Origin of the sequence: Pseudoalteromonas sp. PA2MD11, assembly GCF_017808125.1 — a bacterium.
Taxonomy (GTDB): Bacteria; Pseudomonadota; Gammaproteobacteria; order Enterobacterales; family Alteromonadaceae; genus Pseudoalteromonas; species Pseudoalteromonas simplex.
In genome coordinates, this window is sequence record NZ_JADKNF010000027.1 from 18102 (window position 1) to 38428 (window position 20327).

A 20327-nucleotide genomic window follows, 5' to 3' on the forward strand; every position below is an offset into this window, starting at 1 on the left:
AGACTTATGTCTGTCCTTGGAAGTGCTTTTGGCACTCGCACTCAAGGGGCTGTTAAAGTTATCATGTTGTACCATCAAAATTAAATGCTGTCAGTAACGTATACGGTGACTATGAAAAATAACCAACTTAAAATTCCCTTTTCAGCCACTTATCGCCAACGTGTTGTGCGCTTAAGCTTGGCTACAGCCTGTTTTGTGCTGTTAAGTTGGGTTGCCATGAATAGTAGCTTTCAAAGCCACCAATTACTTTATGATAGCGCTGATAGCACAGCGATAAGCTTAACCAAGTTTATGGCACTGAATGCCAAAACGCCGCTACAAGAAAAAAATAAACCTGAATTAAATGCGTTGTGTAATCACATTGCTGAAGATGAGTATGTGTTAGCGGCAACGATTTACGATCAGCAAGGTATTCAAATTGCTACCAGTGATAATTGGCAAAGCCACCACACCTTTGGTTTATTACCCGATTCAACCCCCGGTATAAGTAAGCTTAAAACCCCATTTGTAGAGCCTGTGATAAGTGATAATGAAAGGCCTATTGGTTTTGTATCGATAACCTATTTAACACAGGCTTCTATTGCAACCAGCCACAGTAATTTCCATGACTTAGGGCGACAAGTGTTATTAATGTTGGTGATCACCTGTATATTCACTTGGCAATTAGGTCGAGGCTTGAAGCTTTGGCAAATAAATCGTTATATCAAGAAAAGTTCAGAGCAAGAATCGTAGAGTTCTGCAGCTAGTTGCAGCTTTGCATCGCCTGTCGCGCCTTTAAGCTCACATAAATGAGTAAATACATCGCGCACCTTTAGCGGCGTATTAACCTGCCCTTGAAAACCTGCCAGCGGCATTGATGGCGAGTCGGTTTCAAGCACTAAATGCTGCAGCTCAATTAAGCTGATAACTTTACGAGTTTTAGCAGCACGCGGGTAACTTATCACACCACCAACACCAAGTTTAAATCCTTGTTTTATATAACTCTGAGCTTGTTGTTCTGAGCCAGAAAAGGCATGAATTACCCCGCCAAACTTTGGTTTGCAGCGCTTAAATGAGCGAGCAATTAAATCATGGCTTTGTCTGTGATGGACAATCAATGGTAAAGCGAGTTGGTTGGCAAGCTCTATCTGCCCTTCAAAAAGCTGTGTTTGTTTATCAAGGTTGTCGATACTGCGATCAAGGCCGCACTCACCGATGGCAATAAACTGCCCTGAATGGGTTTTCGCTAATTGCTCTAGTTCAGCGAGATGATGAGTTTGGTGATCAGATAAAAAATAAGGATGTAAACCTAAAGCCACTGAAATACTTGGCTCTGATTTAGTAAACGATAATAGTTTTGTAGATTGCGCCAAGCTCACACCCGGCACAATAAAGTGCTCGATCCCTACTTGTTTGCATGCTGTGATGAGCTCTGTGCGAGTCTCATCAAATTCGCTAAAATCAAGGTGACAGTGGGAATCGATAAAACGCATTTACGGATTTAAGCGACCAAACTGCCAACTACCATCGGCTTGGCGTTGATACATAAAGCGGTCATGTAAGCGGTGTGCTCCGCCTTGCCAAAATTCAATTTTAGTAGGCTCAACACAATAGCCTCCCCAAAAATCAGGCAATGGAATTTCACCCTCTGAAAACTTTTGCTTCATTTTCGCAAATGTTTCCATTAATACCTTACGTGATGACACAGGACGACTTTGCTGAGAAGCCCATGCAGCTAACTGGCTTTCTTTAGGACGCGATAAAAAGTACTTAGCCACAGCAGTTGTTGGTAAGGGTTTAGCCTCGCCGTAGACTATGACTTGTCGCTCCATGTGGTGCCATGGGAAATGCAGAGAAATTTTGTTATTACCTTTTAGCTCCTGCGCTTTGCGCGAGCCGGTATTAGTAAAAAACACAAAGCCATTTTCATCAAGATGCTTTAACAGCACAATACGCTGCGAAGGCTGACCATGTTCATCAACCGTTGCAACGACCATCGCCGTAGGATCAGGCAAATTAGTTGCAACAGCTTGCTCAAGCCATTTCTCAAACTGCTTGATTGGAGATGCATCAAGCATGTCTTCAGATAAACCATCCTGTAAATATTCACGGCGAATATCTTCAAGTTTCATAAAATTCCCTCTATCGCTACTATCAGCTATCAGCTATCAGCTATCAGCTATCAGCTATCAGCTATCAGCTATCAGCTAAAGATTAATCAAGGTTATTGAGCTGTCAATTTTGTTGGGTTTCGCTACGCTCTACCCAACCTACGAAGCTAGGTTCTAGGTTCTACAAGCTACTCCCCTAGCGCCTAGAGTCTAGGGCCTGCGATTTATACTCGGTTTCGCTACGCTCTACCCAACCTACGAAGCACATCATCTGCAAGTGTAGGAGTGCTTTCAAAGCGAACTACACGAAGCAGAATTCACCTAAGTAGTTTAGCCTAAGACAAGGCGGAAAACCGACTTATCCCTATGAGTTCTTAAACGTTCTGCAAGTTTAGGAGTGCTGACAAGGCGAAGTGCTTTTTTATACCAAGGAGCATACGTGTTTTGTATGTGACTTCGGTTAAAAAAGCACGACAACGCAGTCAAAGCGAACTACACGAAGCAGATTACATTTGCTCCATGACTTCGATACCTAAAAGATCCAATCCTGACTTCAGTGTCTTCGCAACCAAATTACACAGTACTAAACGGCTGTCACGAACATTTGGCTCTACGCCTTCTTTTAGAACTGGGCATGCTTCGTAGAACGTCATGTATAGGCTTGCTAGTTCGTATAGGTATCCACATAATACGTGCGGTGTCGCTTCGCTGATCATTAGATCGAGTACTTCTTCTAGCTGAAGAAGTTTAAGTGCCAGCGCTTTTTCTTGCGGCTCGTTGATTGCAACGTCTGCTGTTAATGACGCCGCATCAATACCTGATTTACGGAAGATACTGCGAACACGTGTATATGCATATTGTAAGTAAGGCGCTGTCGCACCTTCAAAGCTCAGCATTGTGTCCCAGTTGAAGATATAGTCGCTAGTACGGTGCTTAGAAAGATCCGCAAATTTTACTGCGCCAATACCTACTTTACGGGCAATTTCGCTACGCTCTTCGTCGCTTAAGTCTGACTCACGCTCAGCTAGTTTAGCTGCGGCACGAGTGATTGACTCTTCAAGTAAATCAGCAAGCTTAACGGTACCGCCAGTACGTGTTTTGAATGGCTTACCGTCTTCACCCATCATGGTGCCGAATGGGCAGAACTCATAACTTGTTTCATCACGTAATAAACCTGCTTTACGTGCGGTTAGCTCAACTTGATTGAAGTGTAAGCTTTGACGTGCATCTACAAAGATTAAGATGCGATCAGCACCCAGTTTATTTGAGCGGTAATCACAAGCAGCTAAGTCAGTTGTCGCATATAAGAAACCACCACCTGATTTCTGTACGATAAACACTGAAGGCTCGCCGTCTTTGTTAGCAAGCTCATCTAAGAACACGACTTGTGCGCCATCAGACTCAACGGCAATATTTTTGTCTTTCAATAGTGCGATGATGTTTGCAAGTTCACTGTTGTAAGCACTTTCTGCCATGATGTCATATTGCGTAAGTGTTACGTTTAGACGCTTATAAACTTCTTCAGAATGCTTTACAGAAGTGGCAATGAATAACTTCCACAGCTTTTCGCAGTGTGCGTCGCCGCTTTGTAATTTAACAACGTAATTACGGGCTTTGTCGGCAAACCCTTCTTCATCATCAAAGCGTTTTTTCGCATCACGGTAGAAGGTTTCAAGATCGGCCAGCGCTACAGACTCTAAGTCTACACCTTGGTTGATTTGATCTTCTAAGTGCGCGATTAACATACCAAACTGAGTCCCCCAGTCACCCATGTGGTTTTGACGAACAACTTCATCACCACGGAACTCAAGGGCACGAACAACCGCATCACCAATGATGGTTGAACGTAAATGACCTACGTGCATTTCTTTAGCAAGGTTAGGTGATGAGTAATCAACAACGACTTTTTGTGCTGTTGCATGTGGCTCAACTGCTAGCTTTTCGTCTTCGTTTGCTGCTTTTAAGCTAGCTGATAAAAACTCAGGCTTTAAGTGAATGTTGATAAAACCAGGGCCCGCGATTTCTGTTTTTTCTGCGATATCTGCAAGGTCTAGGTTATCAATAATTTTTTGCGCAAGTTCACGCGGGTTTGATTTTAATTTTTTAGCCGCGCCCATTGCGCCATTGATTTGGTAATCACCAAACTGTGGACGTGTGCTTTGTGTTACCGCTGGATTAGTGTCTTCAGGTAACCCTGCTGCAACCATAGCAGCAATTGCTTTGTCGATTAAAAGAGTACGAATATTCATTGTAATTTTTACCTTTATGGCCCGCTGTACGGGCACTTAAATTTGAAGCAGACTTAGCGTATTAGTTTTCGCGCGTATGGTTAAACTTGATGTCTGGATAGCGTTCCATCGACAAGTTTAGGTTTACACGGCTTGGCGCGATATAAGTAAGGTTATCGCCACCATCAAGCGCTAAGTTGCTTTCGCACTTACGCTTAAACTCTTCAAGCTTTTTGGTATCGTCTGAGCTTACCCAACGTGCAGTGTTAACACTCACACCTTCGTAAATCGCATCAACGTTGTATTCTGCTTTTAAGCGCGCAACAACTACGTCAAACTGTAGTACACCGACCGCACCAACGATAAGGTCGTTATTAATAAGCGGTCTAAATACTTGCACAGCACCTTCTTCAGATAACTGAACTAAGCCTTTTAACAATTGCTTTTGTTTTAATGGATCTTTTAAGCGAATACGACGGAATAATTCTGGCGCGAAGTTAGGAATACCACCAAACTTCATTTTCTCACCTTGCGTGAAGGTATCACCAATTTGAATTGTACCGTGGTTATGTAAACCAATGATGTCACCTGCGTAAGCATCTTGCGCTCGCTCACGATCACCAGCCATAAAGGTTACCGCATCAGAAATACTCACTTGCTTACCAATACGCACATGGTTCATCTTCATACCTTGGCTATATTTGCCAGATACTATACGCATAAAGGCGATACGGTCACGGTGTTTAGGGTCCATGTTCGCTTGGATTTTAAATACGAAACCAGAGAAGTTATCTTCAGTTGCCGCAACTTGGCGGTCTTCTGTTTCGCGTGGTAATGGCGCAGGAGCCCACTCAGTTAAGCCATCAAGAACATGGTCAACACCAAAGTTACCAAGTGCAGTACCAAAGTAGACTGGTGATAGTTCGCCCGCTAAGAACAGATCTAAATCAAACTCGTGTGATGCACCAATTACCAACTCTAGCTCTTCACGAAGCTGCTCAGCAAGTTCGCTACCAATCGCAGTATCAAGCTCAGGGTTATCTAAACCTTTGATAACGCGAACTTCTTGAATTGTGTGGCCTTGACCTGTGCTATACAAAATCGTTTCTTCACGGTGGATGTGATACACACCTTTAAACTCTTTACCACAACCAATCGGCCAAGTTACCGGCGCACAGGCAATGTTTAGCTCAGTTTCAACTTCGTCTAATAACTCCATTGGATCACGAATATCACGGTCACACTTATTCATGAAAGTTACGATAGGTGTGGTACGTAAGCGTGTTACTTCCATTAATTTACGAGTACGATCCTCAACACCTTTCGCTGCGTCGATGACCATTAGGCATGAGTCAACCGCAGTCAGTGTACGATAAGTATCTTCAGAGAAGTCTTCGTGTCCCGGAGTATCAAGTAAGTTAACTAGACGCTCATTGTAAGGAAATTGCATAACAGACGTAGTTACCGAGATACCACGTTCTTTTTCCATTTCCATCCAGTCTGATTTTGCGTGCTGGTTTGAGCCACGACCCTTTACGGTACCCGCTTTTTGAATCGCTTGTCCGAATAACAGAACTTTTTCTGTAATCGTGGTTTTACCCGCATCCGGGTGCGAGATGATCGCAAAGGTGCGTCGTTTATTAATTTCGGTAGTTAAATTAGACATGTAAGCTGCTTTTAGTCATAACAAAGCGCACTTAACTGCCTTATAAATTATAAAGCTCGGTGCGCACTGTAAAAATAAAATAGAATTGTCGAGCATTATACCTTGTTTGTCTTAGCCAAAAAAGCAGCGATTGCGAGTAATTACTCCCTTTTAGTTGGGTATTTTCGTTGTTCACTTTTTTGCTAGGCTTGTGTAATCAAGTTGTAACGCATACTATTGATAAATTGCACGGAGGGATGTCAATTTAGGTCATGAAAACCAGTAAGCTCAGTATTCGATTATTGTGGTATATCACACCATTAGTGATCTTACCTTTATTGTTTTTAGGTGGCTTTACATTAACAAATGTGACCAATTCAACAAAAAAACAAGCTGAACTTATTGTCAGTCGCTTTGTTGAGCAACAGCAACAAAAAATCTTTAATTACATTGACTCATTTCACTCGATTACTAAGCTACTCTCAACCTCTCCTGTATTAGCAGACTTTTTAGCCCGCGAACCTGACTCAAAAAACCAATACATTGAACGTCTTGGCGAGTTGATGAATGTATTTGCAAGCTATTCAGAAGCTTACCCAGATATTGTTAGCATTAATTATGTTGCCCCAGACGGTAAAAGCGATGCATTTTATTCAAGTCAATTAACTCCAGCACCTAAAAGTTACCCGTTTTTTGATCAAGTGCTACAATCGAATTTACGCCAGCAACAATTCATGATCCCCAAAGAAGATGGCTCTACTAGCCTCTACTTTGTGCACCCCATTTATAATATTGATTACTACTTAAAACAGCCGCAGCAACTGGGGTTTATTGTTGTCCATGTTGAACCATCGATATTGAATGCTAGTATTCTAGAAGCACCATTTAATAATACGCTAAATTTATTTTTAACGACTAAGGGGCAGATTTTATTTAGCTCCGACTATGACTTACGCGGCAATTATTTAAGTGAATATGAGCTTGAGCAAATTAAACAACTCGCTAACTACGGCAAACTTGCCAATATCGAACTTTCAAGTATTGATAAAGAAGAACGCATAATTTACGCAGTTGAAATGACTGATGGCGATTATTTGATCTCAACCACCCCTAAAGATTTACTTTACCAGTCAGGTAAAGCCATTAGTTTAATCACAGCACTTATAGTTATTATTTCTGTGATTTCGCTGCCTATTCTTATTTACATTGTAGTACGCAACTTACTGCTGACCCCAGTTGAACTATTAGGTGCGGCAAGTCATCGGGTTGGTGATGGTGATTTATCTGTGTACTTGCCAGCCCACACAAACGATGAAGTAGGCGTGCTTTTCAACGATTTTAATCACATGGTGAACCAAATTCGTCATTACCAAGACGAGCTTGAAGAATATAAACATCACCTAGAAGAAAAAGTAGAGAGCAGAACGAAAGCACTCGAAGCAATGAACAGCAAGCTAGAAGTAGCCATTGCGCAAGCTGAACAAGCAAACCAACTTAAAAGCCGCTTTTTAGCGAATATGAGTCATGAAATTCGTACTCCACTTACCGCAATTATGGGCTTTACAGAGCAACTTCTGCACAACAAAGATGCGGTGAATGATGAGCAACATTTAAGCACTATTTTACGTAACTCTAAGCACTTGCTTGAGCTTATTAACAACATTCTTGATTTATCAAAAATAGAAGCTGAAAAACTCGCCGTTGAACGCGGACCATGTAATGTAGTGCAGCTTATACATGATATTGATTCAATTATTCGCCCACTGGCTAATGAAAAACAACTTACATTTAATATTAACTACCAACTACCAGTACCCAAAACCATTAATAGCGATACCACACGTTTAAAACAAATCTTGATCAATATTGCCAGCAACGCAGTTAAGTTCACTGAGAAAGGCAGCATCTCGATTGATATTAGCTACAACAGCAATAAACAACATTTAGAGTTTGCGATTCAAGACACAGGTATTGGTATGTCAGAGCGTGAGGTTGAAAGGGTATTCAAACCGTTTGAACAAGCCGATGCGACGACAACTCGCCGCTTTGGCGGTACAGGTCTTGGTTTGTGTATTTCAAAGAACTTAGCCCAGTTGCTAGGCGGTGATGTACAGCTTATTAGTGAACCTGGAAACGGCAGTTGTTTTACCATACAAGTTGCTGCTCATTTAAACCCCGAGCAGTTACAAGCAGAGGCGTTTATTCATAGCTACGAGCAACTCTCACCAAGTAAAGACGTTCAGCTTTCATTCGCAGCGAATAGCTTTGATGCCAATATACTAGTGGCCGAAGATAACCCAGATAACCAGTTGCTGATCAAACTATTGTTACAAACTTGGGGACTTGAGCCTGACATCGCGAAAAACGGTGCAGAAGCAGTAGAAATGGCATTAGTTAATGATTATCAGCTGATCATCATGGATATGCAGATGCCAGTCATGGGTGGCTTAGAAGCAACGCAAATGCTACGTCACGCAGCCTATGATGGCCCTATTATTGCGCTTACGGCCAATGTAATGAAGACCGATGTTGATACCTATATTGAAGCGGGCTGTGATGAAGCACTCGCCAAACCAATCGACAAAGATGCCCTAGAGCAAGTACTTGTAAGCTACTTACATATCGAAAAAGACAGTCAAAACAAGTGGGAAAACTTACTGAAAAGTGAGAAGTTTCAACAAATTAACGACAACTATCGCTCAAAACTACCTGATTATTTAAGCCAAGTCGTGCAGTTGTATCGTGCTAAAGAATGGGAAGCGCTACGTTCATTAGCACACAGCTTAAAAGGCAGTGCGGGGTGTTTTAGTTTTGAAGCTATTCACAAGACTGCGGGTCAGCTTGAAAATGCGCTACGCAGTAATCAAACTGATCAGGTAGAGCAATGCTACGATGCACTTATCAATGCCCTTGAAGAAGCATCTTAAAGGCTAAAGCTCATCCCCATCAAAATAGCGTCTTCATTGCCTGTTGCGGTTGGATAGTAGTTCTTGCGCACCGACATATGTGAAAAGCCAGCACTTTCATACAGGCCAATAGCGGGTGCATTAGACTCACGCACTTCTAAAAATAGGTTTTCGGCTTGGTGCTGCTCGCCGTGCGCAATAAAGGCATTTAACAACTGCTTAGCAATGCCCTGCCCTTGGTACTTCGGCGCAACACAAATATCCATTAAAGTGTAATCTGGGCCCGCTTGTTCACCAATATAAAAACCTAGCATCTCATCACCTTGAAAAGCGGCCAGGTTAAAATAACGCCCAGCTAAACACGACAGCATGGTTTTCTCTGTCCAAGGGTGACTATGGCAGGCGTTTTCGATAGCCATTAACTGGCTAATATAGGTTGCATCGACAGGTTTAAAGCTTATCAAGTTGTTCACCGATTAAAGACCAAAGTTGTTTTTTCTGTTCGCCATTCAGCTTATCGCTTGGTAAGCCTAAGCAGCCCTCTTGCCAGCTAATATTTGCTGCTTTAACGATTTGGGTAATTACTAACGGCGCAAATGCTTTTTCGAGGTCTTGGTGAAACTGTAACGGTAGCGTCAGTGTTTCTTGTTGAGTGTTTGGTATCTGTTCGCCAGAAGTATCAGGCGCAGTTCGATAGTGTTGATTCAACTCTAAAGATTGTACAGAGAATATCGCAGCGTAACTTGGATTCATAACAACTCAATCATGATTAAGAGCAAGTAATATAGGGAGATTTGCGATTAAAGTAAAGAAGGAAGAAATGGCAGGGGCGGAGAGATTCGAACTCCCAACCGTCGGTTTTGGAGACCGCTGTTCTACCAATTGGAACTACGCCCCTGCAATGACGACGAATTATATAGAGCTTTTTTCAAAGGTAAAGTAAAAAAACACAGTTTTTAGTTTAACTGCTTCTTAAATAAACAAAACGACGAATTAGCAAGCTAATTCGTCGTTTTTGTACCAATTCAGGTCAGAATAATAAAATTATTCCCACTCGATTGTTGCCGGTGGCTTACCTGAAATATCGTAAACAACACGTGAGATACCATCGATTTCGTTGATGATACGGTTAGAAACCACACCTAAGAACTCATAAGGTAAGTGTGACCAACGTGCTGTCATAAAGTCGATTGTTTCTACACAACGTAGCGATACAACCCAGTCGTATTTACGCGCATCACCCATTACACCTACCGATTTAACTGGTAAGAATACAGTGAAGGCTTGGCTTACTTTATGGTATAGCTCAGCTTTGTGTAGCTCTTCAATGAAGATAGCATCTGCGCGACGTAGTAAATCACAGTACTCTTTCTTGATTTCACCAAGTACACGAACACCTAAACCAGGACCCGGGAATGGGTGACGGTAAAGCATGTCGTAAGGTAGGCCAAGCTCAAGACCAATTTTACGTACTTCATCTTTGAATAGCTCACGTAACGGCTCAACAAGACCCATTTCCATGTCGTCTGGTAATCCACCTACGTTGTGGTGAGACTTGATTACGTGCGCTTTACCTGTTGCTGATGCAGCAGATTCGATTACGTCTGGGTAGATAGTACCTTGACCTAACCATTTAGCGCTTTTCAGCTTTTTAGCTTGCTCATCAAATACTTTAATGAAGGTATGACCAATCGCTTTACGCTTATCTTCTGGGTCTGACTTACCTGCTAAGTCTGCTAAGAATTGATCTTCAGCATCTACTTTAACAATGTTTAGGCCAAACTTGTTGCCGAACATATCCATAACTTGCTGACCTTCGTTTAAACGAAGAAGACCGTTATCAACGAATACACACGTTAGCTTGTCGCCGATTGCACGGTGAATAAGCATGGCAACAACAGATGAGTCAACACCACCTGATAAACCTAAGATAACTTCGTCATCACCAACAGTTTCCTTAATACGCTCAATCGCATCGTCGATGATTTTTGCTGGTGTCCATAGCTTTTCACAGCCACAGATATCAATCGCGAAGCGCTCAAGTAAACGTAAACCTTGGTGAGTATGAGTTACTTCTGGGTGGAACTGTACGCCGTAAAAACGTTTTTCTTCCCAAGACATTGCAGCATGAGGACATGTTGAAGTTTTAGCTGTTGTTTTGAAAGTCTCTGGTACTTCCATCACTTTATCGCCGTGGCTCATCCAAACGTCTAGTACGCCTGCACCGCCGTCAGTAATGTGGTCTTCGATAGCATCGAATAACGCACAGTTACCTACTTTTTCAACTTGTGCATAACCAAACTCTTTCTTATCAGAGCTGTGTACACTACCACCTAGTTGCGTTGCCATTGTTTGCATGCCGTAACAGATACCAAGTACTGGCACGCCTGCGTTAAATACATACTCAGGAGCACGTGGGCTGTTTTCAAGTGTTGTAGACTCAGGGCCACCCGACAAAATAATACCTTGTGGATTAAATTCGCGGATTTGCTCTTCAGTTACATCCCATGCCCATAGCTCACAGTAAACACCAATCTCACGTATACGACGTGCGATTAACTGTGTGTATTGCGAACCAAAATCTAAAATGAGAATTCGTGAATCGTGAATGTCTTTGCTCATGGAGTATCTCGTTAGTCAGGAACTGCTCTCCCAAAGGGAGATGATCAATAAATTAGGGCTAGCAAATGCTAGCCCATGTAATTTCAATACCTTAAGGTAATTAACCTAAGCGGTAGTTTGGCGCTTCTTTAGTGATTTGCACGTCGTGAACGTGTGACTCACCCATACCCGCTGAAGTAACGCGAACAAATTGAGGTTTAGTATTTAACTCTTCAATTGTTGCACAGCCTGTTAAGCCCATTGCACTGCGTAGACCACCCACTTGCTGGTGAATGATTGTCGCGATAGGACCTTTATAAGCAACACGGCCTTCGATACCTTCAGGAACAAGTTTGTCTGCTTCGTTCGATTTTTGGAAGTAACGGTCTGATGAACCTTCTTTTTGGTCCATCGCACCAAGGCTACCCATACCACGGTATGATTTGTAGTAACGACCTTGGTATAGCTCAACTTCACCCGGTGCTTCTTCAGTACCGGCTAACATTGAACCCACCATTACACATGATGCACCGGCAACAAGTGCTTTTACGATGTCACCAGAGAAACGAATACCACCGTCAGCAATAACAGGAATATCACGGCCTTTTAAGCCTTCAACTGCGTCAGAAATAGCAGTAATTTGTGGAACACCACACCCTGTTACGATACGAGTAGTACAGATAGAACCAGGGCCGATACCAACTTTAACAGCATCAACACCCGCATCAGCAAGGGCAATCGCGCCTTCAGCTGTTGCAACGTTACCTGCTACGATTTGTAGGTCTGGGTATGCTTGACGTGTTTGTGCAACACGGTCGATAACACCTTGTGAATGGCCATGTGATGTATCGATAAGTAATACATCAACACCTGCTTCAACTAGGGCTGCGATACGCTCATCAGTACCTGCGCCAACACCAACAGCTGCACCTACACGTAAACGACCTTGCTCGTCTTTACATGCATGCGGCTTGTCTTGTGCTTTTTGATAATCTTTTACAGTGATCATGCCTTTCAGTTTAAATGCATCATCAACTACGAGAATTTTTTCAATACGGTGCTCGTGCATTAGACCTAAGATTTCATCACGGTCTGCACCTTCTTTAACAGTCACTAACGATTCTTTTTTCGTCATTACTGTAGAAACAGGTTGCTCAAGTTTCGTTTCAAAACGCATATCACGGCTTGTCACAATACCAACAAGGTTATTGTCAGCGTCGGTTACAGGGAAACCTGAAAAACCTTTGTCTTCTGAAAGCGCGATAGCATCCGCAATTGTAAGATCCGCAGTCACAGTAACAGGGAAAGAAACAATGCCCGCTTCGTAAGTTTTAACTTTACGAACGTTTTTAGCCTGCTCTTCAATTGTCATGTTTTTGTGGATGAAACCTAAACCGCCCTCTTGCGCTAGAGCAATCGCTAAGCGTGCTTCTGTTACAGTATCCATAGATGCTGAAACTAGCGGCAAGTTAAGATTGATACCACGCGTTAAGCGAGTTGAAATATTTGCCGTGTGTGGCAAAACAGTAGAATGACCTGGTACTAAAAGTACGTCGTCAAAGGTAAGAGCTTCTTTAGCGATTCTTAGCATAGTGCAACTTCTCACATGTGGATCTGAGTATAAGGAATTGCGGCCAAATTTTATCAGCGTTATGAGCATGAGTAAATAAAATTATTCATTTATTTGTGTTAAAGTACGCAGAGAATTTTTTACTGGGGTTTTTAATGGCTTTTACGCACTCAACACAGCCTGTTTACACGGTCTCGCGCCTAAATAAGGAAATTCGCCATGTTTTAGAACAAGGCTTTTCATCGCTTATCTTAAATGGTGAAATTTCTAACTTTATAGCCCCTGCATCTGGACACTGGTACTTCACTTTAAAAGACGACCGAGCACAGGTAAAAGCGGCAATGTGGCGTGGCAATAATCGCGGCCAAACTTTTCGCCCGAGCAATGGTGCACAAGTAACTGTGCGTGCCCGCGTATCTTTATATGAACCTCGTGGTGATTATCAGCTGATTGTTGAGCATATGGCCCCTGCAGGTGAAGGCTTATTAAAACAAGAATTTGATGCGCTTAAAATGCGTTTAGCTGCCGAAGGTCTATTTAGCTCAGCCCACAAAAAGCCATTACCAACTAATATTAACCGTGTTGGGGTGATCACTTCAGCCACAGGTGCGGCTATACGCGATATTCTAACGGTACTTAAACGCCGTGCTCCGCAGCTTGAAGTCGTGATTTACCCAGCGATGGTGCAAGGTGCAGATGCCCACAGCCAATTAATAGAAAAAATAAACATCGCCAATCAGCGCAACGAAGTAGATGTGCTTATATTAGGTCGTGGTGGTGGTTCACTCGAAGATTTGTGGTGTTTTAACCATGAGCAACTAGCTCGCGCTATTTTTGAAAGTCGCTTACCTATTGTTAGCGCCGTTGGTCACGAGGTCGATACCACAATTAGTGATTATGTTGCCGATATTCGCGCCGCAACACCTTCTGCAGCCGCCGAGCTAGTTAGTCCAAATACCGAAGAGCTACATAACAAAGTTACGCAGTTAGTTAGGCACTTAAATCATGCCTTTAAACACGCTTTAGCTGTAAAACGCAGTACTGCCACTCAATTTGAGCATCGCTTGCAGCTATGCCATCCCCGTAATCAGCTCAATCAACAAGCACAAAAGTTAGATGAGCTTAGTTTAGCCTTACATGGCGCGATGAGTAGTAAAATCCAGCGATATGAGCGAGTACTTGCTAACTTAACACCACGCTTAATGCAACGCTCACCCGAAAAGCAGTTAGCGAAAAGCGAGCATCAACTGGCGCAATTACACGCCCGCCTTACACAAGCGATGCAACAGCAACTTTCAAGTTCTCGAAACCAGCTTTCTTTACAAGCGAGCCGTTTAGATTCTGTGAGTCCGCTTAGTGTGTTAGCGCGTGGTTACAGCATTACTAAAAATCAGCACGGTGGCGTTGTAAAATCAGTTAACGATGTAAGCTCTGGTGAGCTTATCACTACCGAGCTTGCTGATGGTCAACTGCAATCAAAAGTTGTATAAAATTACTCCGTGCTTGCAATAATGGTTAGACTATCGTCACTTGAGGTGGTGGAGGTAAATTTAAATTGCTTCCACCAGCTTTGTTCCATCATCTTATCGGTCATGTTACGCCAATAATGACTTGGCAAGTCATCACTCCCCTCAGGTTGCAATAGCTTAAACTGACACACCGAGCTTTTGCATGTAGAGACACTCAGCTGTGGTTGCACTGGTAAGTCTGCCATGATTAAAAAATCGCTCATGGCTGTTTCAACTTGGTAGGCCCATGCCTCATCCCGAGATTGCTCTTCTAGCAAGGTATAAAGCTCATCTAGATGCGAATCGATTTGTTGTGGAGGTATTGCACTTGAACGGTAACTGGCAATCACCGCTTGTTGGTTTTCGACTTGCAACTTAAGCTCTGCTACTTGTTGCTCAAGATCGCTTTTACTAACAATTGCTGAACTATTTGAATTCACTTCAGCGACTTGTTTATTAATAACAGGCGCTACAGCAGTGGCTTGCTGCTCTGGTGCTTGAGCTATGTGTTCTTCAACAAATTGTTGCTGATAAGTTTGCGGCTGTTGTTGTGGGTTTGATTGAAAAAGTGACATAGTGACAGCGCCACAAATAAATGACGCTGCAACAGCTAATCCGAAGGATAATTTAGACAATTCCATTGCTCTTTTAAAGTGTAAAACTACAACATAGCACTGGTGTGGGAGGCATTACTAGCGGTAGTGGTACTATCGTCTAAAAAGTTTTGGTTCATGCTTTCGGCAGGACAGGGACAGCTCGGTTTGCCAACCACTTTAGCTGGCACGCCAACCACAGTTGTGTGCGCTGGAACCGCACTTAACACGACAGAGTTTGCACCAATACGTGCCCCCTCTCCTACTTCGATGTTACCCAGTACTTTAGCACCCGCACCAATCAATACACCGGCGCGAATTTTCGGATGGCGGTCACCTTGCTCATTACCTGTACCACCTAAGGTTACAGACTGTAAAATAGAGACGTTATCTTCAATAACTGCTGTTTCACCAATTACAATCCCAGTTGCATGGTCAAACATAATACCATGACCAACTTTACAAGCAGGATGGATGTCAACGCCAAATACTTCTGAGGTTCTGCTCTGAATGAAGCGAGCAAGCTCTTTGCGGTTTTGTTGCCATAAACAATTTGCGAGTCGGTGTGCTTGTATTGCATGGAAGCCTTTAAGATTCAGAATAACAGTTAAGTAACTATCGGCCGCAGGGTCACGATCTTTAACTGCTTTTATGTCATGAGCCACATGCGTCAGCATTAGGTCACATTTAACAAAGGCTTGGTCAAATAATTCGCGGATAGTAAACGCCGATACTACTGCATCAGCAAGCTTATTAGCGACAATAAAGCTGAGCGCCGAACCTAGGCATTCATGATTTAACACACACGAATAAACGTGACTTGCTAAAAGCGGTTCACGGGAAACGACTTCGTTTGCTTCTTCTCGAAGCTTTTGCCAAATTTCATGACGCATAATATTGCCTTTCTGGTTGTACCTAACTGCTAAGCTTTAAGTTTAACGGATTTGTAGCAAGATGTACTAACCCGTTATTTATTTGTTCTGGTTATATCTAATAACCAGAGTAACTACACCTATTTTTACTCTTTTTGCTGTGCTTTTTAGCCAACCACATATGACAGTAGCAAACTCGTACGCCGCAAGAAAAACCCAGCTAAAGTGCTTATTTTTCAATAACAAAACAGATATGACATCTTATCTGTCATATGCCAAAATAGGCACTGACATATCGCTGACGGCGTAAAAAACAAAAATAATCATTAAATTTACATCATCAACTTAACAAGGAAACGATGATGAAAAACGACGTACTAAACTCACATAAACTAGGTTATAAATTTTACTTTCAAGATGGTGACAACCAAATCGCATGCTTTGGTCACATTATGAGTGGTAAAGAAAAAATATATGTAAACGACGAATTGGTTAGTGAAAAGCGCAGCTTTGGCTTTAAAAGTCGTCACGACTTTAACTACCAAGGTAATGCTTATGCAGTCGATTTTGCGATGCAAAATATACTTACCGGCAAGCTTGAATGTTCGTTTTACAAAGCTGGCAAGTTAGTTAAACAGAGCACACAAACCTCACTTACTGATAATCCAAAACAAGTGGCTTTGGTTACCCTGGGCTGTTTTCTTGGTGGCGCAATATCAGGTTATGCAGTTGTTACTTTTATTGAACCATTTCTTGGGAAGTAAGTAATGCAACTGAACCCCAATACAATAAAAGCACTCAGACTTAAATTCGATTGGACGCAGCAACAATTGGCAGATGCCTGTGATGTAAGCTTACGTACCATTCAACGAGTTGAAAAAGAAGGCGCGGCATCAAAAGAAACTACCATGAGTCTATGTGCAGTGTTTGAAGTACGCCAAGGTGAGCTCATTAAGCTCGATGACGAAGTATCTGAACCAACCACAACACATGCAGTGAGTAAGCAAAATCTCGCTGCAATCGTAGCGGCTTCTTCGTTTGTCAGTTTTGCCCTTGGTATGGCAACAGTATTAGTTATTTTTTAGGAGTGAAAGATGACCAAAGAACAACGCGGCCACACTACACTTATCGGCTTTGTAATAACAACCATACTCTTTGCGCTAGCTGTTAAAGTTAGCTCACTACTTTAGTTGATAATAGGTCAATATAGAGCCCAGCTACATCACGGCTGGGCTGTATTCATGTTACTGCTTTAATTGATAGCGATTAAAGGTTGCAGTAGCTAACGCAACAGGTATATCTGGCGCATCAGATTTATAAACATTCGCAATAACCGTGCATAAGGTTCTTCCCTTATGGATCACTTCAGACCCAAATGCTTCTAAAGTTATACTTAACTTACTCACTGAGGAGCATGAATAAATTAAACTACACATAAATCTTCGTAAGTTATCATCTGTAAAATTTATTCAATCACACTCTTTTTTACTTTTAACCATGCAATCTAATAATTTATTGCTACTCTTTAGAAAAGTGTAAAGCAGGAATTGGTGTGCTTGAGTCAAAGGAATTTTTAAGGTTAATACTCGATACTCTCCCTGAGCATATTGTTGTCATCAACGCCGAAGGCGATATCAAATTTGTAAATCGCAGCTGGCAAACATTTGGCGAACAAAATAACTGTGCGTGCAATGAGCAATGGCAACAACAAAACTACCTCGCAATTTGTAGGTCAGCGGCTTGCCAAAACGATGAGTTTGGAGCAAAAGCGTTTAATGGAATAAAACAAGTAATTAACCATCAGTGCGAAGAGTTCTATCTTGAATATCCATGCCATAGCGACATGGAAAAGCGCTGGTTTTTAATGCGAGCAGCTTCTCTATTTTATGATAATCAGCGTTTTATCGTTATAAGTCACTTAAATATCACCGAAAGAAAGCTTGCTGAACAACAAGTCCAACAACTTGCTAGAATTGATGGCCTAACACAAATAGCTAATAGACGATTTTTTGATAGTTTTATTTTACAAGAATGGAGTCGTTGCTCGAGATTAAATTTACCTGTTTCGTTAGCTATGATTGACCTTGATAATTTTAAAACGCTAAATGATAAATTTGGTCACTTAGTTGGTGATAGCTGTCTAAAAGAAGTTGCAAAACTACTGCCTGAATTTACTCGCAGGCCCGGTGACTTGTGCGCCAGATACGGTGGTGAAGAGTTTGTACTGGTGCTTGGCAATACACAAAGTAAGCAAGCACAAAGTCTAGTAACACGCTTAATAGATATGATCAGTAAATTACAATTAGCTGAACTTACAGGTCATCCATTAACGGTTAGTATTGGTTTAGCTACTATTTACCCTAGTAGCGATAGTGATGCCATATTACTCATTGAAATGGCTGATAGCGCGCTTTATCAAGCAAAAGAAGCAGGGCGAAATCAACTTGTGGTTGCTGATAACATCGAGCCATTAAACCTAGAAAAATGCCCCTAATTAGGGGCATTGATTAGAGCTTGTTTATCCAGTTATTACTGAAATACTTTTTCGACATCAAGTACTTTAATATTTTTTGCTGGTATTGCGAGCTTATAGTCTGCAATGACTTTATCTTCAGCAACAAGTTCTGCTGGTTTTTCAGCGTTATACACCATTGGTGATGTTTGCTCTGAAGCTAAGCGTTTTTGCATGTCTTTGCCATCACCAGTAATAAACACATAGTGGATATTCTCTGTTTGCAGGTTATCGCGAATAACACGGTTAACATCATCAAGGGTTAGCTTTTCAAGCTTGCCACGCACATAGTCAACAAAGCTCTCTGTGTTATAGAACTCACTATCAAGGGCATAGCCTAATTGGCGGTCTTGGCTTGCAACCATTTGTGGCACAAAGTTAATTAAGAAGTTACGAGTCGCTTCAAAATCTTCTTTGCTGATGCCATTTTTAATTAGCTTATCAAGTTCAAATAATGCCGTACGTGTTGCAAAGTGCGCATCGTTATTAGAACGAAGCGGACGTAACCATACTTGGAAAATTTGCTCTGAACGACCTAAGTTAGCATCAGGTTTAGTTTGGAACATACCGCGTGGGAAGTACTCAATGTATGCATAGTCACCATAGTTCATACCACGGGTTTGACGAATACGCTGATACAAGAAGCTGTTTGAGCTGCGGTGTTCGCCAAAGTAAGAACGCACTAACCAAAGCGCAGTCCAGTCATCACTGCTACGAATTGTATCGATTGGGAAACCAAATGACACAGCGGTAGATTGCGCTGATTTTTCAACAATCGTTGCATGATGACCTTTAAGTTCTGGCGCATCAGGGATCGTTAAGCGGCTTTCTTTACCTTGCGGAAGCGATGTTAAATCTTTCATCATAGTCGATTTAACATCACCCGGAATCGCACCAATTAAACCCACAGTTAGCTTAGATTGAGTAAACTGATTAGCATAAAACGCTTTTACATCGTCAAGCGTCAGCGCTTCAAGATCTGATAAGTCGCCATAGTTATAGCTTTCATACGGATGGCCTTTATAGAGCTGATGGTAAAGCACCTCTTTGCCTAGCTCTTCGTCATTAGATGCTTTAAGGCCTGCTTTAATGCTATCAATAAGCTCTTTTTTCAAGCGCTTGAAGTCATCTTCTCTAAAGCCTGGGTTTAACATCTGGTCGCTAACAAGTGCATACCACTTAGCTGCATTGTCTTTGTGTACACGACCACGTAAAGAAATCATCTCTTTATCGATTTGATAGCCAAAGCTTCCCGCTAGTGGGTATAACGCTTTTTGAATATCTTTGTAGCTCATCGTTTCTGAGCCACCTTGCGCTAGCATTGCAGCTGTTAATGCCGCTAAGCCTTTTTTGCCTTGGGGATCAGCCGCTGCACCGGTATTGAATAACCAGTTCACATCAACCAATGGTGAGCTATTTGTTTTATCAAGTACTTTAAAGTGACGCTCTGTTGGGGCTTGCTCAATACTGGCAACTGCCGCATTTAAATCAACTTCTTGCTCAAAACCAGCCACTTTATCAAGCGCCGACATTGTCACCGTGGTACGGCTTGAATCAACAAAGTACTTGTTTGCTACCGCTTTGATATCTTCTGGCGTGATGCTATCAGCCGTGGCATAAAGTTGGTTAATCACTTCAGGGTCACGCTCAAAGTGCATGTAGCTTGCAAGTGTTGAAGCGATTGACTGCGATGAATCAAGACCATTAATAAAGCTGTATTTTAGGTTCAATGCCGATCAGTTAAGCAATTGACATTTGGCATAATAGGATCAAAATCCGATGATCACAGGTCATCGGATTTT

17 protein-coding genes, 1 tRNA gene and 1 pseudogene are annotated in these 20327 nt (G+C 42.1%); 6 read left to right on the plus strand and 13 right to left on the minus strand.

Annotated elements, in window-relative coordinates:
• Positions 1–111: 111 nt before the first annotated feature.
• Positions 112–732, plus strand: coding sequence for an AhpA/YtjB family protein (locus tag ISP07_RS19900; RefSeq protein WP_209328671.1), 621 nt, complete (start codon positions 112–114; stop codon positions 730–732).
• Here ISP07_RS19900 and ISP07_RS19905 read toward each other — a convergent pair.
• The 4 genes from ISP07_RS19905 to prfC form a co-directional block, all read right to left on the minus strand.
• Complete coding sequence (locus tag ISP07_RS19905) at positions 699–1472, minus strand: TatD family hydrolase (RefSeq protein WP_138619825.1); 774 nt, start codon at positions 1470–1472, stop codon at positions 699–701. The genes ISP07_RS19900 and ISP07_RS19905 overlap by 34 nt on opposite strands.
• On the minus strand, positions 1473–2111 hold the full coding sequence (pdxH, locus tag ISP07_RS19910) for a pyridoxamine 5'-phosphate oxidase (RefSeq protein ID WP_055020972.1): 639 nt from the start codon (positions 2109–2111) through the stop codon (positions 1473–1475).
• Between the two features lie 485 nt (positions 2112–2596).
• Positions 2597–4339 (minus strand): arginine--tRNA ligase, encoded by a 1743-nt coding sequence (argS, locus tag ISP07_RS19915; RefSeq protein ID WP_209328672.1) that lies wholly within the window; start codon positions 4337–4339, stop codon positions 2597–2599.
• A gap of 61 nt (positions 4340–4400) precedes the next feature.
• A complete protein-coding gene (gene prfC, locus ISP07_RS19920) occupies positions 4401–5984 on the minus strand; it encodes a peptide chain release factor 3 (protein ID WP_054551232.1) in 1584 nt (527 codons plus the stop codon).
• A gap of 251 nt (positions 5985–6235) precedes the next feature.
• Here prfC and ISP07_RS19925 point away from each other — a divergent pair, with 251 nt between their 5' ends.
• Entirely contained in the window at positions 6236–8890 is a 2655-nt protein-coding gene (locus ISP07_RS19925; RefSeq protein ID WP_209328673.1) for a hybrid sensor histidine kinase/response regulator, read from the plus strand.
• Here ISP07_RS19925 and rimI read toward each other — a convergent pair.
• The 5 genes from rimI to guaB all read right to left on the minus strand — a co-directional run bounded on the left by rimI (position 8887) and on the right by guaB (position 13061).
• On the minus strand, positions 8887–9333 hold the full coding sequence (gene rimI, locus ISP07_RS19930; RefSeq protein ID WP_209328674.1) for a ribosomal protein S18-alanine N-acetyltransferase: 447 nt from the start codon (positions 9331–9333) through the stop codon (positions 8887–8889). The two genes, ISP07_RS19925 and rimI, sit on opposite strands and share 4 nt — an antisense overlap.
• Complete coding sequence (locus ISP07_RS19935; RefSeq protein WP_209328675.1) at positions 9320–9622, minus strand: hypothetical protein; 303 nt, start codon at positions 9620–9622, stop codon at positions 9320–9322. Before ISP07_RS19935 ends, rimI begins: the two co-directional genes overlap by 14 nt.
• Before the next feature lie 68 nt (positions 9623–9690).
• Positions 9691–9767 (minus strand) — tRNA-Trp (locus tag ISP07_RS19940).
• Between the two features lie 146 nt (positions 9768–9913).
• Positions 9914–11491, minus strand: a complete 1578-nt coding sequence (gene guaA / locus ISP07_RS19945) for a glutamine-hydrolyzing GMP synthase (RefSeq protein ID WP_054551226.1) — start codon at positions 11489–11491, stop codon at positions 9914–9916.
• Positions 11492–11591: 100 nt separating this feature from the next.
• Positions 11592–13061 (minus strand): IMP dehydrogenase, encoded by a 1470-nt coding sequence (guaB, locus tag ISP07_RS19950; RefSeq protein ID WP_054551225.1) that lies wholly within the window; start codon positions 13059–13061, stop codon positions 11592–11594.
• 134 nt (positions 13062–13195) lie between these two features.
• Here guaB and xseA point away from each other — a divergent pair, with 134 nt between their 5' ends.
• Positions 13196–14530 (plus strand): exodeoxyribonuclease VII large subunit, encoded by a 1335-nt coding sequence (gene xseA / locus ISP07_RS19955; protein ID WP_209328676.1) that lies wholly within the window; start codon positions 13196–13198, stop codon positions 14528–14530.
• 2 nt (positions 14531–14532) lie between these two features.
• Here xseA and ISP07_RS19960 read toward each other — a convergent pair whose 3' ends face one another.
• Together ISP07_RS19960 and cysE are read right to left on the minus strand one after the other, a co-directional pair.
• Positions 14533–15189: a hypothetical protein gene (locus ISP07_RS19960; RefSeq protein WP_209328677.1), complete on the minus strand. Its 657-nt coding sequence runs from the start codon at positions 15187–15189 to the stop codon at positions 14533–14535.
• A gap of 20 nt (positions 15190–15209) precedes the next feature.
• Positions 15210–16034 (minus strand): serine O-acetyltransferase, encoded by an 825-nt coding sequence (gene cysE, locus ISP07_RS19965; RefSeq protein WP_138599624.1) that lies wholly within the window; start codon positions 16032–16034, stop codon positions 15210–15212.
• Positions 16035–16375: 341 nt separating this feature from the next.
• On the opposite strand from cysE, the gene ISP07_RS19970 reads away from it, so the two are divergent.
• Positions 16376–16777, plus strand: coding sequence for a hypothetical protein (locus ISP07_RS19970; RefSeq protein WP_209328678.1), 402 nt, complete (start codon positions 16376–16378; stop codon positions 16775–16777).
• Between the two features lie 3 nt (positions 16778–16780).
• Complete coding sequence (locus ISP07_RS19975) at positions 16781–17098, plus strand: helix-turn-helix transcriptional regulator (protein ID WP_209328679.1); 318 nt, start codon at positions 16781–16783, stop codon at positions 17096–17098.
• A gap of 159 nt (positions 17099–17257) precedes the next feature.
• Here ISP07_RS19975 and ISP07_RS19980 read toward each other — a convergent pair whose 3' ends face one another.
• Positions 17258–17419, minus strand: a complete 162-nt coding sequence (locus ISP07_RS19980) for a hypothetical protein (RefSeq protein ID WP_209328680.1) — start codon at positions 17417–17419, stop codon at positions 17258–17260.
• Positions 17420–17565: 146 nt separating this feature from the next.
• Here ISP07_RS19980 and ISP07_RS19985 point away from each other — a divergent pair, with 146 nt between their 5' ends.
• A complete protein-coding gene (locus ISP07_RS19985) occupies positions 17566–18507 on the plus strand; it encodes a sensor domain-containing diguanylate cyclase (RefSeq protein ID WP_054551215.1) in 942 nt (313 codons plus the stop codon).
• A 35-nt stretch (positions 18508–18542) separates the two neighbouring features.
• Here ISP07_RS19985 and ISP07_RS19990 read toward each other — a convergent pair.
• A pseudogene (locus ISP07_RS19990) lies at positions 18543–20252 on the minus strand (insulinase family protein); the annotation flags it as partial.
• Positions 20253–20327 lie beyond the last annotated feature (75 nt).